Raw genomic sequence first — 22,870 nt, forward strand, 5'->3', positions numbered from 1 at the left:
AATGAGTAAGCAAGTAGGAATCATCATGGGCAGCAAATCAGACCTGCCAATCATGTCAGAAGCAGCTAAAGCTCTGGAAGAGCTGGGCGTTGGCTATGAACTGACTGTAGTCTCAGCCCATAGAACCCCGCATAGAATGATAGAATACGCTGAAAATGCCAGACAAAGAGGTATCAAGGTCATCATCGCTGGTGCTGGAGGTGCAGCGCACTTGCCTGGGATGGTTGCTTCTCTGACTTCTTTGCCAGTGATAGGCGTTCCTATTTTGTCAAGCAATTCAATCGACGGATGGGATAGTATTTTATCGATCTTACAAATGCCAGGAGGTATTCCTGTAGCTACCGTTGCATTGAATGGGGCCAAAAATGCAGGGATTCTTGCTGCCTCTATCGTCGGGGCATTTGACGCCAAGGTAGCCGAAAGCCTGGATAATTTCAAAAAAGATCTCAAACAAAAAGTAGAAGATTCTGCTAGAGAGATTGAATTGAAAGGATGGAAAGAGGGCTTGGATGATTAATATAATTTATGGACTTGAATAGAATAATTAAATTCAAACTGGGCAAAGAGGATTGGGAAATGCCGCTTGGTGTACTTCTCCTTCTAGGTGGAATAAGCCTATTGATGATTTTAGGAGGGCTTTATTTGGGTTTCAAATTTGGCGAAAGTGTGCAGCCCTAATCCAAAAATAAACCCCATCCATCATCAAAGCGCTCAGTACCATCAAAAGCAGTGACCCACTCCTTGAACAGTACTCTAAATTCCTCTATAGCATCTCTCAATAGTTGAAGATGTTCTTCTGCATGGGTTCCTTCTAAGGCAAGTTGATAGGTCATGCTTTGAAGGCTTTTGGCATGGACTTTCATGATCACTGCATTTTCCATTTTGATGATATAGTCATCCACACTGTGAGCCCCTGAAAATTTTGCTGGCAATAATCCTGCACTTTCCAGCATCAGTCCACCATACAGTTCTTTTCTGGCTTCATCTAAGGAGCCTACTAAAGCATGAGTCAAATCAAAAATCTCCATGCCTTTGAGTTTTAGGGGATGGAGTTTCAATTCATCCCTTTTCCTTTGAAATTCTTCCATATCATCTTCATCAAAGTCGTTGTCATCAAAATCATCCCACATGGTTTAAAAAGGTTTTTATGTAAAAATAGTATAGCAAATAACCCTGAGCCAATCAAGCCCAGGGTCCAAAGTATCTTTTAGAAAGGTAATACATCCTCACCATCTTCACTTGAGAATGAGGTCACATCTGGCATTGCAGCAGCGGTGGCACTTGATTGAGCAGGAGCGGCAGGAGCTCCTTGCTTATCTACTTTCCAAGCTTTGACATCCGTATACCACTTACCGTTAAATTCCCTACTCTCGATTTCGATTCCAGCAATCACCTCGTCTCCTACATTCATATTGAATTGATCAATTTTGTCTCCCCATACGGTTAAGGCTACTTTCTTGGGGTAATTTCCTCCTGTCTCAAGGATATAATCCCGCTTCCTCCATGTTCCATTTCTTCCGTTCCCATTTTGCTCAGCCATTACCTGAACAATTTTTCCACTGATTTCCATATTGCTATTTTATTTGATTGCTGTCGAAAAACGAAGGTAATAAAATCAATGCAAAATCCCCATTGGAATCTCTTTCTGTAATTTTGATTTTATGATTATCCGCAGTGAGACCAGTATGCATATTGGATTTTAGCATTATGAAGCATGGTGTAGTGGAAATTATAGTATTCTACTATTTCATATGGTCAATAGTAAAAAAGTAGGCCTCCCTGATTTTACTAACTTAAAAAAAGAATCGGTTTTAAAGTAGAAAAAAATAAATGGACTATTGCAAATTTTATTTCACTTTTGGAAGCCTCAACTGTAATTATTGATAGTGATATAGACTTTTACCAAGACAAATTGTTATAAAAAAATTCTTTTATCTATTGCATGATTGTTATTGAATCTATACATTTGATTTCGTTCGTATTTTTCTTTCAACATAAACATATACTATGGCATAAACCTCTACGTTATTCAAAAGTCAAATCAGTATGAGTAAAAGGATTGGTCCTAAAGACAGCGAGCTAATAGCACAATACAGGGCTGGAAGTGAAGCTGCATTTGAAATGTTGGTAGAAAAATATCAATCAAGAGTTTTCACCACCATATATCTGATTGTCAAAGATCAAGGAGTTGCGGAGGATTTGTTGCAGGACGTATTTGTGAAAGTAGTCCAAACATTGAATTCCGACCGCTACAACGAAGAGGGGAAATTTCAGCCATGGTTGATGCGTATAGCGCATAATCTTGCTATTGATCATTTCAGAAAAAGTAAACGCTATCCTACCATCGTCATGGAGGATGGAGAAAGTATATTTAATACCTTGAGGTTTGCTGAAAACAATGTGGAAGACCTTAAGGTCAAGGAGGACACCATTGAGATGGTTCGAAAACTGATAGACGAGCTTCCAGAAACTCAAAAGCAAGTTTTGATCATGAGACACTACATGGACTTGAGTTTTCAGGAAATTGCAGAACAGACAGGAGTAAGTATCAATACAGCCCTCGGGCGGATGAGATATGCCTTGATCAATTTGAGAAAAAAAATGAAATTAGTAAACATAGCCTATGATAAAACAATTTACCCCAAATGACTTGGTCAGATATATCTACCAAGAAATGAACGAAGGGGAGAGTGAGCTTCTAATGCAGGCCTTGCACCTAGACGAGTCTTTGATGCAAGAATATTTGGAAATGCTGAGCACAATAGAGAAGTTAGATCAAATCACACTCCAGCCTTCGGAAAAAGTAGTAAAGGCCATTTTTAAAAAAGCCAAATCTACGGGACTCGAAAGAGTATGAAAATTTCAAAACAAGGTGGGCCTGAGACTATTCTCAGGCCTTTGCTTTTTTATGGCACTTGTACCTTCAAAAACTCCGCTGTCTGTGCAATCATCTCTCTGTATATAGACTCTGAAAATCCATGTTGTGCACCTTGCACATACCTTTTGGTAAAAGGGACATTGTTGGCAGTGAGCTTTTCTTCTAACAAATAGCTCTGCTGAATAGGAACTACATTGTCAGCCGTGCCATGAAAAAAGGCAGTCGGGACACTGCTACTTCTTACATGGGTTGTTGGACTTGATGCGGCATAACCTTGCGGGTTAGAACTAGGGCTTCCGCCGATCAGAGCTTCAATTAGAGCCGTGGTAATGAAATTGAATCCATGAAAAGTAGGAAAATCTGTTGGAGGAAAGAAAGCAACTGCCGCTTTGATGGTACGATTTGGGTTGTTTTTATAAGCATGTAGTAGTGCCAAATGTCCACCTGCACTACCACCAGCTAAAACTATATCATCGGAGACATCCCAGGCGCTTAGTCTAGATTTGATATAAGTGATGGCGGCTTGGACATCTTCTTCTTGATTGGGAAAGCGATTGCTGCCCGTGGTGATGTTATAGAGGCGGTAATTCAAAGAAACAAAGGCATAATCCTCCAACTCAGCTTCAAGCCAAGGTTTGAATCTGCTGAATTCTGATTTGTCCCCATCTGTCCAAGCACCGCCATGAATCCAAACAAATAATTTGGTGCTATTGCTAGAGCGGTTTGCAGGAAGGTATACATCCATGACCTGCCTAGGATGATTGCCGTAATCATCATCAATAATTTCTACTGCTACTGAAGGGTCAAGATTGAGTGGCGCTTCCTCTGGCTCAGCACATGAAAAAACAATAAAAATGTTCAATACACAACTTACTATAGCCCCTTTCCTGTCAATTCTTTTCAACATAATGATCTAAACTTTTTTGCTATTCCAAAAACGATTCACATTGGCTGATGTTGTAAATAAATCTATGTCAGCAAGAGAATTCAGCATTAAGATATTATTTTTATCAATCTAAACAGCCAAATAATGTTAAAAAAAGAAAGATATAAAACCTTTATTGATCATTTTGAAACTAATATGCCAATTGCTGAAACTGAATTGGAATATGACAATCCATTTCAGTTATTGGTAGCTGTGGTACTCAGTGCACAGTGTACTGACAAGCGGGTCAATATAGTTACTAAAAAGCTTTTTGAACATTTTCCAAGTCCCGAACATTTGGCAACTTCTAATTTTGATGAGCTATTCCCTTTTATCAGGAGCATCTCCTATCCCAATAATAAGACGAAACACTTGCTTGGTCTAGGGAAAATGTTGGTGGAGGACTTCGGTAGTGAGGTTCCTTCTACAGTCGAGGATTTGATCAAACTTCCGGGGGTAGGAAGAAAAACGGCTAATGTAATCACTTCCGTCGTTTGGAATCAGCCTAATATGGCAGTGGATACGCACGTTTTCAGGGTTTCCAAACGTCTTGGCTTAGTTCCGCAAAATGCCAAAACGCCTCTAGAAGTTGAAAAACAATTGGTCAAAAATATTCCTGATCGGTACATACACAAAGCGCATCACTGGCTAATTCTACATGGACGATACATTTGTTTAGCCAGAAAACCTAAATGTGAATTATGCAACATCACACATTTTTGCAGGTACTACGAAAAGGCGAACAAGGTAAAGGCTGTCATAGAAAAATCCAATAAGGCCTAATTTATGTGCGGCATATCCCTTCTGATTGACAACAGCCCAAAGGCGGAACAAAAAATCCGTCGTATGATGTCGGCCAACCTTCATCGGGGTCCAGATCATTCTGAATACAATCGAGTAAGTGATAAAGTATGGGTGGCAGGGAACCGACTGAAAATTTTGGACCTGAGCGACGCCTCCAATCAGCCCATTTGGGATGAAAAAAGACGGTGTGTGCTAGTCTGGAATGGAGCCCTTTACAATTACCAAGATTTAAGAAACCAACTTTTGGATCTGGGCTTTACTTTTAAGACAAGCTCAGACTCTGAGGTTTTTCTTAATTGGCTCAAGGCACATGGAAAAACGGGCATTCAATCGCTCAAAGGAATGTATTCTTTTGTTTTTGTGAATCTAGACTTGGAGGAAATTATCATAGCAAGAGATCCATCTGGAGAGAAGCCACTTTTTTACTATCAAAAAGATAGTCTATGGGTTTTTTCATCGGAAGCTAGAGGCGTAAAAGCCGGTTTGGATATAGGACCAAATGTGGATGGAAATCAGTTTCTGCCTTACTTTTACTCAAGGCATAGTTTTCCAGATCAAAGTTTTTATAAAGACATTCGGCAGTTCCTTCCTGGAGAGGGGTTAAAGTTGGATTTAAAAGGAAACTACAAAGAGAAGTTTTCATGGAAACATGAAGCTATAAATAAGGAATCTTTTTCCCAGCAACTTTTCGAATCTAAACTCAAGGATGCCGTCCTAAAAAACTTTCATACCGAGCGCAATGTGGGCGTGATTTTGAGTGGTGGAGCAGACAGCAGCCTTTTGTATCAGTTGTGGCTAGAAGAAACTGGACAGCCTATGCCAACCTTTACAGCTACTTTTGAAAAGACATTTCAAAAAAAATATCAAGATCCCATTTATGCCAGAAAGTTGACCAGTCAGCATGAAGGTTTTCATCATGAAGTTCATATCAATCTGGAAAAGGTTAAAGCAAACTGGCAGGAATACATCGAGTCTTTGGACCAACCCGTGGGAGATAGTGCAAGTTTACTGACTTGGATGATTGGTAAAGAAGCGAAGTCTGATGTGCAAGTATTGATCTCAGGAGCAGGTGCTGACGAGCTTTTGGGAGGCTATCAGCGACATAGCGCTTATAAATTCTATTTGCGCAACAAAGACCAGCTGCTGAAGCTCAAATCTTATATCCTATGGCTACCACTACCTAGAAGAGTCCGTAAATTTTTGGCTAGTATCAAAGAAGATCCCAAACATACATTTTTGAATTTTGCTTCCTTGAGCCCAATTCCAGAAGATATTGTAAAGCAATTCTTGAGTTGGTACCCTGATGGGTCAAATACTTATAGTGCAGCACTTAATTTTGATAGGAATTATTATTTGATCAATGATATCCTCAAAGTTCATGACAATGCCTGCATGGCTCATGGCATAGAAGGTAGAGCTCCCTATTTGGACTTTGACTTGATCGCTTGGATTACGAGTTTTTCGGATTCAGAACACTTAAACATCTGCGGAAAGCTACCTATCAAATCAGCACTTACATCTAGGGGAATGCAAATGATCGCCAAGCGCAAGAAACTTGGGTTTGGGCTTCCTTTGGAAGAATGGATTGCTAAGGATAAAACTTTTCAAAACTGGATATACCCCGAAATCAAAGCCATGTACGATAAATGGGGGCAATATTTTCCCTTAGAAATGCAATCGCTTTGTAAGAGTCCAGAAAAAGCCTCAAAAGATCAATTTCTATTGATCTGGAATATGTTTATCTTGGCGTCTTGGCTCAGAGTACATGCTTGATCTCCTTTTGGTCTAATCAATCAGATTTGTTCAAAGCCTATATTTGAAGATAAATCGATTTGCAAAGATGAAAATCATCTACATTCATCAATACTTTCTAACACCTGAAGAAGGTGGGGCGGTTCGCTCCTACCACCTTGCAAAAGGCATGGTTGCTGCTGGAATAGCTGTAGATATGATCACTGCCCACAATAAGGACTATTACGACCTCAGGATCATTGACGGCATTAGGGTGCATTACTTGCCCGTCAGTTACAAGCAAGAATGGGGGTTTGTAAAGAGATCTTTGTCATTTCTGAAATTTGTAGCACAAGCCAAAAAATTGATCAAAAAACTTCCAAGACCAGATTATTTGTATGTGAGTTCCACGCCGCTCACCACCGGATTATTAGGACTTTGGGCAAAGCGAAAATTTGCTATTCCTTATTTCTTTGAGATCCGAGATTTATGGCCTGATGCACCTATTCAAGTTGGTGCAATTCGCAATCCAGTTTTCAAAAAGTTGCTTCATCAATTAGAAAAAAGAATCTATAAGCACGCACTAAAGTGCATTGCCCTTTCCCCGGGGATAGCAAATGCAGTACGGACTCGGACAAATTCTCCGGTAGCCATTGTCTCCAACTTTTCTGATACGGAGTTTTTTCATCCATCGATGGACAAAAATTCCTTACTCTTAGAGCAACTAGGGCTAGAGGATAGTTTGACGATCCTATATGCGGGTGCCATCGGACAAGTCAATGCAGTTGGCGAGCTCCTTGACCTTGCTAAAGCAGCGCTTGAACAAGGAAAGCCTTATCAGTTTTTGGTTGTGGGCAAAGGAAGCCATCAACAAGCTTTATTAGAGAAAGCCGCAGAATTAGGATTAAAAAACTTCAGGTTCTTTGACTTCGGCAATAAGCAAAAGGTCAAAATGCTCTTGGACATCTCAGACATGGCATTCATTTCTTTTGAACATTTGCCTGTATTGAAGACCAACTCTCCAAATAAGTTCTTTGATGCACTTGCTGCTGGCAAGGCTATTTTAGTCAATCACAAAGGTTGGGTATATGATTTGACTAAAAAATACCAACTTGGCATCTATCATCATAGCAAGTCTCCAGAGAAAACATTGGCCAAGATTGATCAAATGCTAGCAGAAAATAAGCTGGCAGTGTATCAACGACATGCAAGAAAACTAGCAGAAGAGCACTTTACTAAAGAAATGGCCATCAAAAGATTACTGTCTGCTATTGATGCCAATCAATTCGGGAATGAAATTACTGACGAGGTTTATATCCTGAGCGCCTGAAAATCTTCTCTGCATCCTTTTCGGCCATTAGTTGATCGAGTTCGAGTTCATTATTGAACCTATAGTCATCCACAATATTCCAACCCAACCATCTTCCAAGTCTACCTGGGGCATCGGGGCTGATTTCATCTGTAGAAGGGGCTTCTCCAGTATATTTCCGGATCTCAAAGGGATTTGTGACAAACAATAGGTCGTTCTCTATAAAATGTGACCAAATCAAAGCTTCATTCGCATAACTTGCTGCTATTTCTTCTGTAGTATAGCCAATGATATACTCATCGGAGATACAAGGCAACACTACTTTTGTAAAATGATAAGCTTTTCCATAGAAAATCATCTCTGCCAAAAGCGTATTCTGTGAAAGATCTACCTGATTGTATCGAGAAGAGATGGCTGTCACGATCATGGGCACGATAAAATCCCTTTCGTAGCGATCTGCCATGTATTGAGGCAGTTCAGGTGGCTGAAAACGATGGGTTTTAGGTAGATAATAGTCCAAGCCTATTACAATCAAATCTTCTGTAATCAAGAGATCATTTCCGAATCCAGAAAGGTAAGTGTAAACTTTGGGTACTTTAAATTCAGGAAAATAATACTTGATGTAGGCGAAAGCATCACGTAACTGTCGCTCTATAGCTTGGAAATCAGAAAATTCTTGCTTTACTTCTTGAAAAAGCTCCTGCATCAAGGAGTCCTGATTGATTTCCAACAAAGCTTCTGCTAATTCAGCTTTGGAATCATACAATTCTACTTGTAGGTATTTATCGGTAAAATCGGGATATTCTTCTAAAAGGTAATTGATCTCCTCAATAGCACTGGCTGTGTAAAATCTGTCTTCCAGTCTTTCTATATTAAAATCGATAGGCACAGCTAAAATCTTCTCGTCCAATTGACATTCCTCTTCTTGACTTTTGCAAGCCAAAGTCAAAGTCAGAGCCAGTAGTAAAAATCCTTGTCGATAATTAAATAGAATCTTCATGTACAAATGATTTGAGTCCAAATCTACTAGAAACTATTTTTAATCTTTGGTATAAAGTTGAAATTTCTGAGCGATAATAAAGTTTTTATATGGATGATATATAATTATTTTAACAAAAATTGTACTGTAAAAAAACAACAACCATCATTTTTTTCATAAACTGGAATAATATTAGTTTACACATTTTGTTTTTTTATGTACGTTTTTTATTCGTTTAAATACATTTTAACAATTAATTAAATAGATTCCGTAACATTAATTGCCATTCAAAGGTTTGAATCTGTGTACTTTTATTTTAACTAAACCAACAAAAATTATGAAAAAGCACAGTAGATTAAATTGGGATTTCAAAACCACCGCATTAGCGCTTGCGCTTGGCATTGGTTTGGTGGCATGTAGTGATGATGATGATCAACCACCAATTGTAGAAAGCAATACCATTGTGGACGTTGCCAGTGATAACACACAATTTTCAACTCTTGTAGCAGCGGTAGATCAGGCAGGCTTAGTAGCAACTTTATCAAGCGATGGTCCATTTACAGTATTCGCACCTACCAATGACGCATTTGTTGAGTTTTTGTCTGACAATGGTCTTTCTGCAGAACAACTTCTTGGCGATCCTAATCTTGAATTGATCCTGACCTATCATGTTGTAGGTTCATCCGTAAGTTCTTCAGAAGTCTCTCCTGGAAGAGTGAATACGGTAGCTGATTTTCCATTTTTTGTAAGCGAAAGTCCTAATGGTACACTTTGGATAAATGGATCTGCTCAAATCATCAATACTGATATTCAAGCCTCAAATGGAATTATCCACGTGCTAGATTATGTCATTACGCCTCCGACACAAAACATCGCAGAAATTGCTACTGGTTTTGCTGAGGGAGATGAGCCAGAGTTTACACAATTGGTAGCAGCTTTGGTGAGAGCAGATTTGGTAGAAGCATTTATTGGTGGGTTTGATGATAATTTGACTGTCTTTGCTCCAACCGATGCAGCATTTGAAGCACTTTATGAAGCTTTAGAAGTGAATGGAGTTGATGAAATTGAGCTGGAGTTACTCACCAATGTCCTTTTATATCACGTAGTCCCTTCGAGAGAATTCTCTCAAGATTTGAGAGAGGGTGCATCTTTGCCTACGCTATTAGAAGGACAAAACTTGACAGTGGATTTGGCTAATTTGAGAATCAATGAATCTGCATTAGTTCCTTCATTGTTGAATGTTCATGCTACAAACGGTGTGATTCACGTGATTGATAGTGTATTGTTACCAGAATAAGGAAATTTTTTCCTAAGTTCATAAATGTTGGAAAAGGGGTGTCTGTGGGCATCCCTTTTTTGCATTTTAATAATTTTTTTCATTCCATCTCCATACTTTGTATCTTCCCGTCGTTTTTAACAACAACAGCAAGCATTCAATTTTAAAAACATGCAATCAAAGATTAAATACTTGTCAATTTTCATTCTCTTTGCTTTATCTGGACTTTTTGCATGCAACAATTATGACCTTCCTCCACAGCAAGAATTACTGCTTGTGGAAACGGCGGATCGCGAAGGCTTGAGCTTGTTTGTAGAGGCAGTCAATAGGGCTGGACTGAGAGAAGCTTTGTCGGATCAAGGACCATTTACCGTATTTGCTCCCAGTGATGAGGCCTTTACCTCAGCCTTACAAAGTTTAGGAATTAGTAGTTTGGCCGCTATTCCGCAGGAAAGTTTAGCTGCAATACTTTCATACCATGTGATTCCAGGCAGAAACATCAGTAGCTTATTGCGTACAGGTGAAGTAGACACTTTTTTAGATAATGCAGTAATCACCATAGAAAAATCGAGCAGTAGGATTATCCTCAATGATTCTATTCAAGTAATCCAGAGAGACCGAGAGGCACTCAATGGCGTGATTCATGTCATTGACCAATTGATGCTTCCTCCATCCAATACTATTTTGGATGTGGCCGACCGCAATAATTTCACCACTTTTCTCAACGTGGTCAATGCAGCAGACTTGACAGAACTATTCAACAATACCGGTCCCTACACGACCTTCATACCTACTAATGCCGCTTTTACTCGATACTTGAATGACCAAGGTCTAAGTGCTTCGGAATTTTTGAGTGCTGACTCACTTCCAGCTATCCTGAGAGGTCACGCGATCGATGGGGTGATTCCGGCAGCTGCATTTGAGTCAGCAGGTCTACCTTCACTCACTGGACAACCCATATTCATCAGCATTGCTCCAAATGGTGCCATTTGGGTAAATGGGACTGCTAGGGTTACTGCAACGAATTTACAGGCCGACAATGGCATCGTGCATGTCATAGACTATGTCATCGAAAGACCTCAAATAAGTATACTTGAGAAGCTCAACTTGAAAAATGAAGAGGAAGGAGGCGTGTTTTCTATTTTGGCACAGGCAGTAGAAAGAGCTGGATTGGACAACCTGCTCAATAGGGGCTATGAAGAAAACATTACCCTTTTTGCTCCTACTGATGAGGCTTTTGAAGAATTTATGGCAAGCAAAGGTATTTCAAGTCTCAATGATTTAAGTCTTGAAGATCTAGTTGCAATATTAAACTACCACATCGTCACATTAAGAGCCTTTAGCCAAGACTTGAGAGAGGGTGCGAATCTTCCCACATTAATTTCTGGAGAAACGCTTTCCGTGAATCTTACCAATCAAGAAATCAACGATGCGCCCTTGCTTTCCAACTTATCCAATATCCATGGTAAAAATGGCGTCATTCATGGCATTGGAAAAGTACTTGAACCATGATAATAATATTTGTTATTGGTTGATAAGGAGACTAGCAGCAAGTATTTGTTAAAATTGTGCCATAATATCTGCATAGCTGATTCCCATGTGGCTATTGTCATAGATGGCTACCCCATCTTTGATCAAGATGACTTGGGGGCTTTCATGATCTATGGCAAAAGTCGAAGCAATAGCATTAGAAATATCTCTGTAACTGATCAAGTCTAGATAGTAGGGCGTGACTTTATGAGTATCCTCATGCCTCCAGTTTCTTCTCAAGCGATCATAAGCCATGCTACTGATAGAGCATCTAGTAGAATGCTTAAAAATCAGCACAGGTTTTTCTTTGCTGCTCTCTTTGATCTCTTCTAGTTGCGTGATATTATTCAGTGTTAACCAATCCATAATCTTAAATTATCTTAATCTAATACCTCGATCAATTAATTCTTCGTTGAATTAGTTCCTTACTAAAATTAGAAATTATAGCTGGCAGGCTATTTGACCAAAAAACACAAAATTTTAATGCAATATCCTCTTATGCAAAACTTCGCCAGGCTTGTTATTTTAATCATACTCTTTTCTTCTTGTAAAAGTATCAATCCAAACAAGCCCACCTATTCAGGTGAACGCATCATATTACCGAGAGCAACATCTGAGATTAATATTCCTATAGAAATTCCGCTTTCACAGTTGGAACAAATGCTGAACAACTCCCTTACATCTAGGCTCTTTGCTGAAAGAGGATTGGATCTCGGAGGAGGGTTTTTTACAGATATTGATGTCAACAAAACTGGTCGGGCTAGATTAGTAACCAAAAACTCGGAAAAAGTTGCTCTTATCCTTCCTATGAGCATGTCTGGAAATCTGAAATTTGAAAAGCGGATTTTTGGACAAAATCTAAACACAGCTATTCCCTTTGATGAAAACCTGATGCCTGAGATCAGTTTTTTGCCAAAAATTGGAGCTGACTGGAATTTTTCATTGCAAAATATTCAAATCGAAAACTACGGTCGGTCCATGAAGTACAATTTGCTAGGCTTCGAGATCGATCTAGATCCTATGATTCGCAAGCAACTTCAAAAAATGCTAAACGAGCAGTTGGGAAACTCAGGCTTGACGCAGTTTGATTTTCGAAGCATTGCCGAGGAAGCATGGACGACATTTGCGAAGCCGTTGGCTATCGCTCAGGATGGTGTGGCAGCATATATTTACACGCAACCCAGTAGATTGAAAGTAACAGAAGAGGTCACCAATGACCAAAAAATTAAGCTATACCTCGGAATTGAAGGCGAGGTGTTCTCTCAAGTGGGTCAAGTCCCACAGATTCAACCCAAGCCATTGCCTAGGCTACAAGCGAATGACAACAAGGAAAATATGCTGGATATCATGATACCTCTGGCTATTAGCTATGATAAGCTGGATGAATATCTTAATGAGAGTTTATCTGGTCAAAGATTCCGAACGGACAAAAACACCTTAATTGAAGTATCCAACTTGATGTCTCAAAGCTTTGGAGATAGAATTCTACTCAAGATGGACTTTTTGGCCATCCGGAGAAATCGCAGACAGATTGATGGGGAAATGTACTTGGTAGGAAAACCAACGTTCGATCCCGAGACAGAGGCTATACGCTTTGAGGAAATTGAATTTGATATCCATACAAAGAATCTCTTAGCCCGTAGTGCTACCTGGATGAAGCAAGGACAAGTGCTCAATCAAATCAAAAAAATGGCCTACTATCCTATTGGCGAATATCTAGATGCAGCACGTTTTGAGTTACAGCGTCAGGGAAATATTCATACTGAATTGGCAGATTTCAGGTTGATCCAGCCAAGCTTGGATGTGGAAGGAATCTACAGCACCGAATCCGATATTAGGATCTATATCAGGTCTAGGGGAAAAATGGATGTTAGATTGCGTAATTTTTAGTGAAAATACCGAAAATTTCAAATCATCAATTTTGCAACTAGCGTAAAATATTTTGCTTTGTGCATTTTTTGCAAAATTTTTTATGGATAATTTTAATAATTTAAACTGACTATTTAAAGTTTAAAACAGTGTTTAATAAGCAATTAATGTTTATAAATTTTCTATTTCCATTTTTTTATTGTCTTATTTCTATTTTGTGGCAGATTTGCTAAAGTGTTCAAAATCAGCTTGTTTTGAAGTGTCGAAAACAGTGAAAATTAATTAATCATGAATCTGACTTTGTTCCATAGCACAACAAAAAGCTCGCTTTTCTTCCCTACTCGAGGAGGAAATACAGGCTGGGGATTACCCCAAGAGGTATGGCTCAAAAGCCAGAGACAATCCGGTAAGTCTTTACTAAAAACCACCTTTCGAGGTGGTTTTTTTATGGCCAAAAATGAAGTGCAAATTCCTGATTAAAAAGAGTTTAAAACTGTCTAGAAAAAATTACACCTATAAAAACACACAAATGCTATGAAAACTTTGAGAAAGAGAATTACGAAGGGTTTGACGTTAGGAATCGTAGCGGCCCTAACTATGTTGGTTTCTTGCTATGAAGCCCTAGATCAAGAAGCCCCCTTCAACCAAGAGCTAATCACCCAAGATTTCAGCTCAGAATTTATCCCCGGTGAGTATATCGTAGAGCTTCATCCTTCTGCGGTCAACTTTAGAAAATCTGACAAATATGAAGATGTACAAGCTGGTATGAGAAAGCTATCTTCTGAGATCCTTTTTAGAAACAAGATCAGTCCTGAAAATCTTCGAATGGTGTATGGACATGCGATGGATGGATTTTCGGTTCAGTTATCAGACCAAGAGTTTGAAGCGCTCAGAAAAGACCCTCGTATCAAGCATATAGAACAAGATCAAGTAATCACCTTGTCCAGACCCAATGATTCAACGGTCAATAACCGTGGTGGTGGCAATGGTGGCGGAAACGGAGGAAATAATGGTGGTGGACCAAAGAAAAATAACACCACTGAACCTGCTCCTTCTGATCCTGAACCGACACCAACTGAGCCTACCCCGGAAAATCCTGAGTCAACAGAACCAGAGCCTACTCCTACTGAACCAGAGCCAAGTCCTGAGCCAGAGCCTGTAGTTTCAGGACCTTCCACTCAGGAAGTTCCATGGGGAATCAAACGTATTGGTGGATTCACAAGATATACAGGTACCAATGTAGCCTTTATTTTAGATACTGGGATTGAATTAGATCATCCAGATTTGAATGTATTTGTTTCATTAGGAATAAAAATAGTACCAGATGACATCAGTACAACGCTTTCTGACTTACACTCACATGGTACACACGTTGCTGGGATTGTGGGCGCTATAGATAACAGCTTTGGCGTAGTCGGTGTAGCAGCAGGCGCACCAGTAGTTCCAGTGAAAATCATGGGAGATGATGGCAGAGGTAGAGTTTCTTGGGCCATTGCAGGGGTGGATTATGTCGCATCTGTAGGTAAGCCTGGAGACGTAGCCAACCTAAGCATCGGAGCTTCTGCGAGTACAACTTTTGACAATGCTGTCATCAATGCTTCCAACAAAGGGATTTGGTTTGTAACCTCAGCAGGTAACAGTGCGGATGATGCGAATAACTATTCTCCTGCCAGAGCGAATGGTCCATTTCTCCAAACGGTTTCTTCCATGGACAGCAGTGATAGAATGGCAAGTTCGTCCAACTATGGCAACCCTCCTATTGACTGGGCTGCTCCAGGTGTATCGATCAGATCCACAGTACTGAGAGGAGGATATGGAAGCAAGAACGGCACCTCTATGGCTGCACCGCATGTAGCAGGATTAAGGTTATTGGGTAACATTAGAGGGGATGGATTTATCAAAAACGACAAAGACTCCACACCAGATCCAATTGCACACCGAGCAAATTAAAATCTGGTACAATTAAAAAAATGAAAAATCCACGAGAGACGTGGATTGAAAAGTAACATAGGTTAGGGAATTTTTTAATAGGTAAACAAACTCGTATTTTTCACACTCTTATCAAATAAAAAAGGGGTTAGCGATATCGCTAGCCCTTTTTTATTATAAATCATCCTTATATCAATTAATCTTCATCCACAGGGCACTCGATCAAGCGAGCCGCATCCACGTGAACTCCATAGTAATTGTTCTTTGGAACGGTAATTTCAAATGAACTTCCTTCGGCTGTGCCTTTATGAGCAAATCCACCTGGAGCAGGATTACCTCCTGGCTTGGAAGCATAGTCTTGGATTTTCACATTATCACCCACCTCTTGGAAGGCACCATCACCATTCATTTCAATGGTAATAGTTACTGTATTGTCTCCATTATCAGCAAAGCTAACTGTACCAATCAGGTGTGTTTGTCCAGCAAAAAGATCAACTGTTTTATTGCCATCAAAGTATACCCATGTAGCCCAATTACCTCTCATATTGTAGCGATCTAAACCAGCACCTCTGGAAGCCCAAGCGGTCTCGTCAGCATAGCAAGGATCTTCCTCGATATCAGTGTCACCACAAACTTTCAATATTAGGACTACTTCTGTTCTTTCACCTACGCAGCCATTTTCACTGATAGGTTCTGCATAAAACTTATGTGTTCCTGCAGTAGTCACTGTGATATTATCAGTCTCATTGCCTTCTTCATCATACCAAATAACTGTAACGCCTTCAGGAACCTCAACTGAGGCAGTTAGAGAAGGGAAAGTTTCAATACAACGCTCTTGACTATTAGGATTGGTCGGTGCTGCTGGTAAATCCCAGATTTCTAAAGTGGCAGCAGATCTGCTTGTGCTGACACATGTTCCAGAGACAGCCTCGGCATAATAAGTTTTAGAACCAACAGTGGTGATGCTTGGATCAGCTACAGGGCTTCCTCCTTCTGCTGATTCATACCATACGACAGTGACACCATCAGGAACATTGACTGCTTTGGCTGTTAGTTTAATACCTTCTTCATAGCAAGCTTCATCACCCATCACTTCAGGAGCATCAGGCGCTTCGGTAATATTATAGCAGAAAGTAACGTTACTAATTCCTGCACCATCAGGAGCAACAAGGCCAGTTCCAGCTGTTTGACCATCTTTGTAATAATAAACATTTGCTGATGGTCCACCTTTGACAACGACGGCAATGTCAAAAAGACATTCATCTTCACCTGGGGTAAAGCTCCAATCCATTGTTTTTTCACTAGTAAGTGTTACTGTAAAACCTGCTGGAAATGTTCCATTAAAGGCACCGCCAGCAGTAGCTATTCTTTCACTTGAGGAATTGAATCCATCAAGCTCAAAATAGTCAGCAACTTCGCTACATTCTACATTGCCTCCAGGGTTTGCACCAGTAATGACTACTGGATCTACATTTTGGATCATCATTCTGGCATTGATATGATCGCCAGCACCATCGCTCAGAGCCAATTCAGCTCTATCAAGTAAATTTGAATCAAGAGTTTCCATCTCCTGACAACTGAACATAAAAATTGCAAGGGCCAACACTCCCGTGGACCACATTGCGGTTGGGTTTAATCTCATAGTTTTAAATGTTTTAAATTGTTAAACAAACTCCTACCTCAAATATACAAATAAATGTATTTAATTATGCAAAAAATGTTTTTCAAAAAATTTTCATTGGTTTTTTATGATATTACCAAAATCATTTTTTTAAGAGTTTTTTGACTAGATAAATTATTTAAATGATTATTCTAAGAAAAAATAATATTTTCAAACCGTTAAATTTATTTGATTTTTTTTTATCAATCCTCAGATTTTCAGGGTTTTAGTATGTTTTAGCAGTATTGGACTGATCTTTGTGCGATTGGTATGTGAATCACTTTTTGCTTGTGATTGCTAGAAAAAATCACTTTCTTAGAATTCCTTTAGTAGCGTAAGCGAGGTTTTAAATGGATTGTTAAGCAAACTCCTAATTTACTTGACACCGCTTAAATCACAGACCAACGACACGATAGGAAAAAAATAAGCCACCCCTCGCGGGGTGGCTTTCTCAGTATTAGGTTAGGGATCTAATACTTTTTATTCTTCAATAGGGCATTCTACTACCCTTGCAGCATCTACGTGAACTCCGTAGAATTTAGCTGCTGGAACTGTAGCAGTAAAGGTAGATCCAGAAGCATCACCGTGGAAAGCAAACCTTCCTGGAGCCGGATTTCCTGAAGGAGCTTTATCATAACCTTGAATTTTCACATTAGATGCTACATCTTGGAAAGCACCATCAGCATTCAAAGAGATTGTGATTTCTACTTCTCCATCAACTACAGCACCAAATGATACCGTACCAATTTCATAGTGCTGACCTGCGATCAATGCTACTTCTTTTCCTGATTCATAAGCTGTGTACATTGCCCAGTTTCCTCTTTCATTGAATCTAGTACCAAATGACCAAGCAGTCTCATCTTTGTAACAAGTATCTTCTTCTATTACTGTATCACAGCCGATTCCTGGGTAAGTTATGATACCACAAGCTGGATCATTACCACCTTTAAAAACTGAAGTGGCAGTCATGTCAACAGAGAATGCTTTATTCAAAACCAATCTGTACGATACATTACTCGTTCCTGCATCAAACTTAAGAACATCAGTACCTTGAGCACAATCTAAGGAGGCTGAAGGACCATTGGTAACTGAGGAATCTTCTCCAAAAGTTGGATCAAAAGAAACCCACCCATTACCAATATTAAACTCAGCAGTTACTATATCTCCAAGTTCTAAACATTCAGCTGGAATTATATTCCAGTGGCTTATATCCTGAGCTCCTTCCCTATTGGCAAAATCCCAAGTCCAAGTAAATGTTCCATCATTGTTATTCTCTACATTTAAAGAAATGTCATAAGGACCAGCTTCACCTTCATTAGTGTAGCTTCCAACTCTAGCATTTAGAAAGTTTCCAGTATTGATAGGGCTGGACTTTCTCATAATTTCTGAATCCAATGTACGATCCAAATCTTCCATTTGTGCACAAGCCATCATTCCGAAGACCAGCGCTACGCTCCAAAGCGTCGCTTTGAAATAGTTTGTAAATGTGTTTTTCATAATGTTAAATTGATATAAGGAGTTATCGATTAGATTACAAATATAGAACGAGAAACAATTACTTGTATACGAAATACATTTTGATCAATATATGCTAAAATTACCTGAACCTTAAAAACTTATACCAATTCAAAATAAACTATATTTTCACTTTCCCATTGATTTGAAACAATCCTAAAGAATGATTTTATATGATAAAAGAGGGAGAAAAAAAATAAAAAATATTTGAAAATATTTTTTGCCTGAGCAAAAAGTAAATCTTTCTGAAGACAAAATTCATCTTTTCTTCATCTAAACCATACCTTCGTGGGAGAGTTTAGACCAATATGAAGCAAAAAGCAATCGTCATCGGCTCAGGAATCGCAGGAATCGCAGCATCCATCAGACTGGCTGTTAAGGGTTTTGAGGTAACCGTCTTTGAGACCAACACTTATCCCGGGGGAAAATTAGCGGAAATCATACTCAATGGTTACCGCTTCGATGCTGGCCCTTCTCTTTTTACTTTACCAGAACAAGTGGAAGAGCTTTTTGGCTTGGCTGGAAAGAACCCAGAGGATTTTTTTCAATATCAGAAACTAGCTGTGGCTTGCCACTACTTCTGGGAAGATGGCAAGCGTGTTCATGCCTATGGTGATATAAATGCATTTGCGGAAGAAGTGGAAACCAAACTCGGAGAGCCGGCCGCTAATGTTCGAAAGGCATTGAAAAGCGCAGCCTACCTATACGAACATTTGGCGCCGTTATTTATGCATAGATCCCTGCATCAATGGAACACTTGGGTCAATCCACAGGCTTTACGATCGTACCTGAGGATGGGAAAGTTGGGGATTTTTGATACCATGAATGGCTCCAATGAAAAGCAGTTTCAGCAAGAAAAAACAGTGCAGCTATTTAATAGATATGCCACTTACAATGGATCTGACCCATACCAGACGCCTGCCACACTGAATATCATCCCGCATTTGGAATTCAATATTGGTGCGTTTTTTCCCAAAAAAGGCATGCACGACATCACTATGAGCTTGTACGAATTGTCCAAGAGCCTCGGTGTCAGCTATCACTTTGGAAAAAAAGTAGCAGAGATTCTAGTTGACAACAACAAAGCTATTGGTGTTAAAGTTAGAGAAGAAAGCTACTTTGCTGATACCATCATCAATAACATGGACATGGTCAATGCTTATAAGACCATCCTAAGCAAACAAAAACAACCTAAAAAACTCCTTGATCAGCCCAAATCAAGTTCGGCACTGATTTTCTACTGGGGCATCAAACAGGAATTCCCTGAGCTCGACTTACACAACATCCTATTCAGCAAAGATTACAGAGCAGAGTTTGAGCATATCTTCGAGCATGGCACCATCTACCAAGACCCTACAGTCTACATCAATATCACTTCTGTCTACAAAAAAGATGATGCTCCAGAAGGTTGCATGAATTGGTTTACCATGATCAATGTGCCCAATAACAAAGGTCAAAACTGGGATAAAATGATAATAGAAGCTAGAAAAAATATCATCGCCAAAATCAACCGAGTACTTCACACAGACCTGGAGCCATTGATCGAAATAGAAGAAGTACTTGAACCACGCAGCATAGAAAGCAAAACATCATCTGCGCAAGGGGCACTCTATGGGAATAGCTCTAATAATAGATATGCAGCCTTCCTTCGTCACGCTAATTTTTCTTCGGATATCAAAAACCTTTATTTCTGCGGGGGCAGCGTACATCCCGGCGGAGGGATTCCACTTTGCCTACTCTCTGCCAAAATCATGACAGATATGATAGATTAAAATATTATATGAGTATCCGCAAAGTTGCGGGTTAAGAAAAAAGAGGCATTACAGCATGCGGATACTCGTCCACAGACAATAGTCCACAGTCAACCGAAGGTGAAATCATACATTCTTCGATTAATTGTTCGGCTACGTGCAAGTAAGCGGATATACATGAAATATAAAGACCTGCCAGGTTCCCGAAAACCTGGCAGGTCTTTTTTTAAAACAACAGACCTGATATATTTTTGTTCCTATATTAATAGAAATTGGATACTCATAGATTTTGTTAGGAAGCAATCATAAATTTATCTTTCATGCAGTTGGAAAGAAACACACAATATTATTAATGTTTATTGAAAGTGGTAAAGGAATACCAAGACGCCTGAAAAGGCTGGTTTTTTTTGATCTTTGATTTCCAATTTCACATTGACTTCAGCTTTGACCGTACCTCGAAGGTTAACAACAGATTTGAGGTTAGCATTGAGTCTCACTTCGTTGTTAACCAATACTGGCTGCGCAAATCTTAGAGACTCTATGCCATAATTGATCATCATCTTCAGGTTATGGACATCTACAATCTGTCCCCACAAGTAAGGCACAATGGAAAGTGTGAGGTATCCATGTGCAATGGTATCTCCAAAAGCACCCTCAGCCTTTGCTTTTTCTGGATCGGTATGAATCCATTGATGATCCAAAGTGGCAGTAGCAAATTGATTGATCTGTTCTTGAGTGATTTGATGATAATCGGAGACTCCTAGGTCCTTTCCGATATATTGTTCGAATTCCTCGAAACTTCCAATTCTTACTAAACTCATATTCAAATAGGTTTTAAAAAAATTAAAGGTACTAATTTTCCAATTATTTTCAGTTTAATTTGCTTGAGAATACCAATGATATGACTGAGAAGCATTCCCCAAAATATATTCATGGCTACTTAGAAGAAGAGCAAGAGCGTCTGAGACATCAAGCTCTAGTCATCGAGCGACCCATTTATGATTACATTGATTTTTCGGAAAATAAAAATTTGCTAGAGATAGGCTCAGGTGTAGGCGCACAGACAGAAATCTTGTTGAGAAGATTCCCCCAACTACACATTACTGGCGTAGAATACGAGCCCAAACAAATCGCAAAAGCAGAAAAAAATATGCAGGATCTTGGCTATACTGCCCCTAGGGTTCAATTTATTCAACAAGACGCAAAGGACTTACAGCTTTCAGAAAAATACGATGCTGCATTTATTTGTTGGGTATTGGAGCATATTTCAGATCCTATTCAGGTATTGCATAGCATGAAAACTTGTCTTCTTCCTGGAGCCAAAGTGGTCATAACTGAGGTTTTCAATGCTACGTTTTATACTTTTCCAGAAATGCCAACAGTAAAAAAGTACTGGCAAATCTACAATGACTACCAAGTTCAGATCGGAGGAGACCCTCAAGTAGGCGCTAGGCTTGGTGATCTATTAGAAATTGCTGGCTACAGGGCTAAATCCTTGCGCTCTGGTGGTTTTCATTTAGATAGTCGCAATCCTGAGGACAGAAATACAGTAATGACTTATTGGAAAAACTTGATGAGTAGCGGTGCACCAGCTTTGCTAGAAGAAGGATTGATCGACCAAAACCTATTGCTGCAAATGCAAGCAGAAATGGATCAATTGAAAGCTCAAAAAGATGCTGTGTTTTACTATAGATTTATCCAAGCTACTGCTTTTGTTTAAATAGAAATATGATTTTCCGAAATTGTGCATCTGAATAAACTGAAAGGCTGATAACAAAGGATAACAACGATGGTCGACAGTCCATGACTATCTAAGTTTAGTAAAACAGATCAACTGGTATGAAAGCGGATATACATTAAATATAATATGAAAATCTTCAAATGGCTTCTTAGACTAATCGCCAAAATAATCCTTTGGTTTTTTGTAATCACAATCGGCCTGACAGTTGTATATAAGTTTGTCCCTGTACCCGTCACGCCATTGATGCTAATCCGCGTTTGGGAGCAAACATTTGATGACAAAAAAGAAGTTAGGCTGTACAAGGACTGGGTCCCTATGACCAAAATTTCCAGACATCTTTCTCAAGCAGTCTATGCTGCAGAAGATCAAAAATTTATGGACCATAATGGCTTTGATAGAGAGGCTATGAAAAAAGCATGGGAAAACAATCAAAAAGGACAACGAGTAAAAGGAGCTAGTACCATTTCTCAACAAACCTCCAAGAATGTTTTCTTGTGGCCAGCAAGAACTTTGGTAAGGAAAGGCTTTGAGGCTTACTTTACTGTTTTGATAGAATTTATCTGGGGCAAGGAACGTATCATGGAAGTCTACCTCAATGTGATCGAAATGGGAGAGGGAATCTATGGTGCAGAAGCAGCCGCTCAATATTATTTCAAAAAATCAGCGGCACAACTCACGCGACAAGAGGCGGCCTTGATTGCAGCGACCTTGCCAAATCCAAGACGATGGTCCCCGGCTAGACCTACACCTTATATATATGGTAGGCAAGCTTGGATCTTGAGACAGATGAATAACCTGAACCCATTAGGCTTTGGATCATAAAGAGTATAAAATAAAAAAGCCGCGAAACAAAGTTTCACAGCTTTAGTCAATTAACAATAAACCCAAAATAACCAGCTGTAGGAGAAGGATTCGAACCTCCACGGGGCAGTTGGGCAAAAACACGAGCTCGATATTTGCTTTATCCTGTGAT

General features: G+C 39.5%; 23 protein-coding genes. 15 read left to right on the plus strand and 8 right to left on the minus strand.

The features are described 5' to 3' along the window. The first annotated feature begins 1 nt into the window (after window position 1). Together purE and CHB66_RS16985 are read left to right on the plus strand one after the other, a co-directional pair. Window positions 2-517 carry a 5-(carboxyamino)imidazole ribonucleotide mutase gene (gene purE, locus CHB66_RS10255; protein ID WP_076498257.1) on the plus strand — a complete coding sequence of 172 codons (516 nt, stop codon included), beginning with the start codon at window positions 2-4 and terminating at the stop codon, window positions 515-517. Between the two features lie 14 nt (window positions 518-531). Next, window positions 532-678 (plus strand): hypothetical protein, encoded by a 147-nt coding sequence (locus CHB66_RS16985; RefSeq protein ID WP_170932469.1) that lies wholly within the window; start codon window positions 532-534, stop codon window positions 676-678. On the opposite strand, the gene CHB66_RS10260 is transcribed toward CHB66_RS16985, so the two are convergent. Both CHB66_RS10260 and CHB66_RS10265 read right to left on the minus strand, forming a co-directional pair. Then, entirely contained in the window at window positions 675-1,130 is a 456-nt protein-coding gene (locus CHB66_RS10260; protein ID WP_089240585.1) for a hypothetical protein, read from the minus strand. The two genes, CHB66_RS16985 and CHB66_RS10260, sit on opposite strands and share 4 nt — an antisense overlap. Before the next feature lie 77 nt (window positions 1,131-1,207). After that, complete coding sequence (locus CHB66_RS10265; protein WP_089240588.1) at window positions 1,208-1,570, minus strand: DUF3127 domain-containing protein; 363 nt, start codon at window positions 1,568-1,570, stop codon at window positions 1,208-1,210. 476 nt (window positions 1,571-2,046) lie between these two features. Between CHB66_RS10265 and CHB66_RS10270 the strand changes: the two genes are divergently transcribed. Then, window positions 2,047-2,649 (plus strand): RNA polymerase sigma factor, encoded by a 603-nt coding sequence (locus tag CHB66_RS10270; RefSeq protein ID WP_089240590.1) that lies wholly within the window; start codon window positions 2,047-2,049, stop codon window positions 2,647-2,649. After that, window positions 2,624-2,857 (plus strand): hypothetical protein, encoded by a 234-nt coding sequence (locus tag CHB66_RS10275; protein ID WP_076498263.1) that lies wholly within the window; start codon window positions 2,624-2,626, stop codon window positions 2,855-2,857. The genes CHB66_RS10270 and CHB66_RS10275 overlap by 26 nt, the downstream gene beginning before the upstream one ends. A 49-nt stretch (window positions 2,858-2,906) precedes the next feature. On the opposite strand, the gene CHB66_RS10280 is transcribed toward CHB66_RS10275, so the two are convergent. After that, window positions 2,907-3,785, minus strand: a complete 879-nt coding sequence (locus CHB66_RS10280; protein WP_245812701.1) for an alpha/beta hydrolase — start codon at window positions 3,783-3,785, stop codon at window positions 2,907-2,909. Window positions 3,786-3,908: 123 nt separating this feature from the next. Here CHB66_RS10280 and nth point away from each other — a divergent pair, with 123 nt between their 5' ends. The 3 genes from nth (at window position 3,909) to CHB66_RS10295 (ending at window position 7,668) form a co-directional block, all read left to right on the plus strand. Next, entirely contained in the window at window positions 3,909-4,586 is a 678-nt protein-coding gene (gene nth / locus CHB66_RS10285; protein ID WP_089240592.1) for an endonuclease III, read from the plus strand. A 3-nt stretch (window positions 4,587-4,589) separates the two neighbouring features. Then, complete coding sequence (gene asnB / locus CHB66_RS10290; protein WP_089240594.1) at window positions 4,590-6,380, plus strand: asparagine synthase (glutamine-hydrolyzing); 1,791 nt, start codon at window positions 4,590-4,592, stop codon at window positions 6,378-6,380. A 67-nt stretch (window positions 6,381-6,447) separates the two neighbouring features. Then, complete coding sequence (locus CHB66_RS10295; RefSeq protein ID WP_089240596.1) at window positions 6,448-7,668, plus strand: glycosyltransferase family 4 protein; 1,221 nt, start codon at window positions 6,448-6,450, stop codon at window positions 7,666-7,668. Here CHB66_RS10295 and gldB read toward each other — a convergent pair. Continuing rightward, complete coding sequence (gldB, locus tag CHB66_RS10300; protein ID WP_089240598.1) at window positions 7,637-8,647, minus strand: gliding motility lipoprotein GldB; 1,011 nt, start codon at window positions 8,645-8,647, stop codon at window positions 7,637-7,639. The two genes, CHB66_RS10295 and gldB, sit on opposite strands and share 32 nt — an antisense overlap. Window positions 8,648-8,963: 316 nt before the next feature. Here gldB and CHB66_RS10305 point away from each other — a divergent pair, with 316 nt between their 5' ends. Both CHB66_RS10305 and CHB66_RS10310 read left to right on the plus strand, forming a co-directional pair. Continuing rightward, entirely contained in the window at window positions 8,964-9,923 is a 960-nt protein-coding gene (locus CHB66_RS10305) for a fasciclin domain-containing protein (protein ID WP_089240599.1), read from the plus strand. A gap of 150 nt (window positions 9,924-10,073) precedes the next feature. After that, complete coding sequence (locus tag CHB66_RS10310) at window positions 10,074-11,414, plus strand: fasciclin domain-containing protein (protein WP_089240601.1); 1,341 nt, start codon at window positions 10,074-10,076, stop codon at window positions 11,412-11,414. 48 nt (window positions 11,415-11,462) lie between these two features. On the opposite strand, the gene ytxJ is transcribed toward CHB66_RS10310, so the two are convergent. Continuing rightward, on the minus strand, window positions 11,463-11,798 hold the full coding sequence (gene ytxJ / locus CHB66_RS10315) for a bacillithiol system redox-active protein YtxJ (RefSeq protein ID WP_089240603.1): 336 nt from the start codon (window positions 11,796-11,798) through the stop codon (window positions 11,463-11,465). A gap of 117 nt (window positions 11,799-11,915) precedes the next feature. On the opposite strand from ytxJ, the gene CHB66_RS10320 reads away from it, so the two are divergent. The 3 genes from CHB66_RS10320 to CHB66_RS10330 all read left to right on the plus strand — a co-directional run bounded on the left by CHB66_RS10320 (window position 11,916) and on the right by CHB66_RS10330 (window position 15,251). Next, window positions 11,916-13,322 (plus strand): DUF4403 family protein, encoded by a 1,407-nt coding sequence (locus CHB66_RS10320; protein WP_245812702.1) that lies wholly within the window; start codon window positions 11,916-11,918, stop codon window positions 13,320-13,322. 267 nt (window positions 13,323-13,589) lie between these two features. Further along, window positions 13,590-13,781 carry a hypothetical protein gene (locus CHB66_RS10325; protein ID WP_089240605.1) on the plus strand — a complete coding sequence of 64 codons (192 nt, stop codon included), beginning with the start codon at window positions 13,590-13,592 and terminating at the stop codon, window positions 13,779-13,781. A gap of 54 nt (window positions 13,782-13,835) precedes the next feature. After that, entirely contained in the window at window positions 13,836-15,251 is a 1,416-nt protein-coding gene (locus CHB66_RS10330; RefSeq protein WP_089240607.1) for a S8 family serine peptidase, read from the plus strand. Window positions 15,252-15,426: 175 nt separating this feature from the next. On the opposite strand, the gene CHB66_RS10335 is transcribed toward CHB66_RS10330, so the two are convergent. Together CHB66_RS10335 and CHB66_RS10340 are read right to left on the minus strand one after the other, a co-directional pair. After that, the gene (locus CHB66_RS10335) at window positions 15,427-16,872 is read right to left on the minus strand and encodes an Ig-like domain-containing protein (RefSeq protein ID WP_141107390.1); all 1,446 of its coding nucleotides are present in this window, start codon (window positions 16,870-16,872) and stop codon (window positions 15,427-15,429) included. 498 nt (window positions 16,873-17,370) lie between these two features. Next, the gene (locus CHB66_RS10340; protein ID WP_089240611.1) at window positions 17,371-18,387 is read right to left on the minus strand and encodes a hypothetical protein; all 1,017 of its coding nucleotides are present in this window, start codon (window positions 18,385-18,387) and stop codon (window positions 17,371-17,373) included. A gap of 326 nt (window positions 18,388-18,713) precedes the next feature. On the opposite strand from CHB66_RS10340, the gene crtD reads away from it, so the two are divergent. Beyond that, entirely contained in the window at window positions 18,714-20,177 is a 1,464-nt protein-coding gene (gene crtD, locus CHB66_RS10345; protein WP_089240613.1) for a 1-hydroxycarotenoid 3,4-desaturase CrtD, read from the plus strand. Window positions 20,178-20,512: 335 nt separating this feature from the next. On the opposite strand, the gene CHB66_RS10350 is transcribed toward crtD, so the two are convergent. Next, on the minus strand, window positions 20,513-20,977 hold the full coding sequence (locus CHB66_RS10350; RefSeq protein ID WP_089240615.1) for a MaoC family dehydratase: 465 nt from the start codon (window positions 20,975-20,977) through the stop codon (window positions 20,513-20,515). Window positions 20,978-21,057: 80 nt separating this feature from the next. Here CHB66_RS10350 and CHB66_RS10355 point away from each other — a divergent pair, with 80 nt between their 5' ends. Continuing rightward, window positions 21,058-21,876 (plus strand): class I SAM-dependent methyltransferase, encoded by an 819-nt coding sequence (locus CHB66_RS10355; RefSeq protein WP_089240844.1) that lies wholly within the window; start codon window positions 21,058-21,060, stop codon window positions 21,874-21,876. 147 nt (window positions 21,877-22,023) lie between these two features. Further along, entirely contained in the window at window positions 22,024-22,719 is a 696-nt protein-coding gene (mtgA, locus tag CHB66_RS10360; protein ID WP_089240617.1) for a monofunctional biosynthetic peptidoglycan transglycosylase, read from the plus strand. Window positions 22,720-22,870 lie beyond the last annotated feature (151 nt).

This window comes from Belliella buryatensis (genome assembly GCF_900188245.1).
In the GTDB taxonomy this organism is placed as follows: domain Bacteria; phylum Bacteroidota; class Bacteroidia; order Cytophagales; family Cyclobacteriaceae; genus Belliella; species Belliella buryatensis.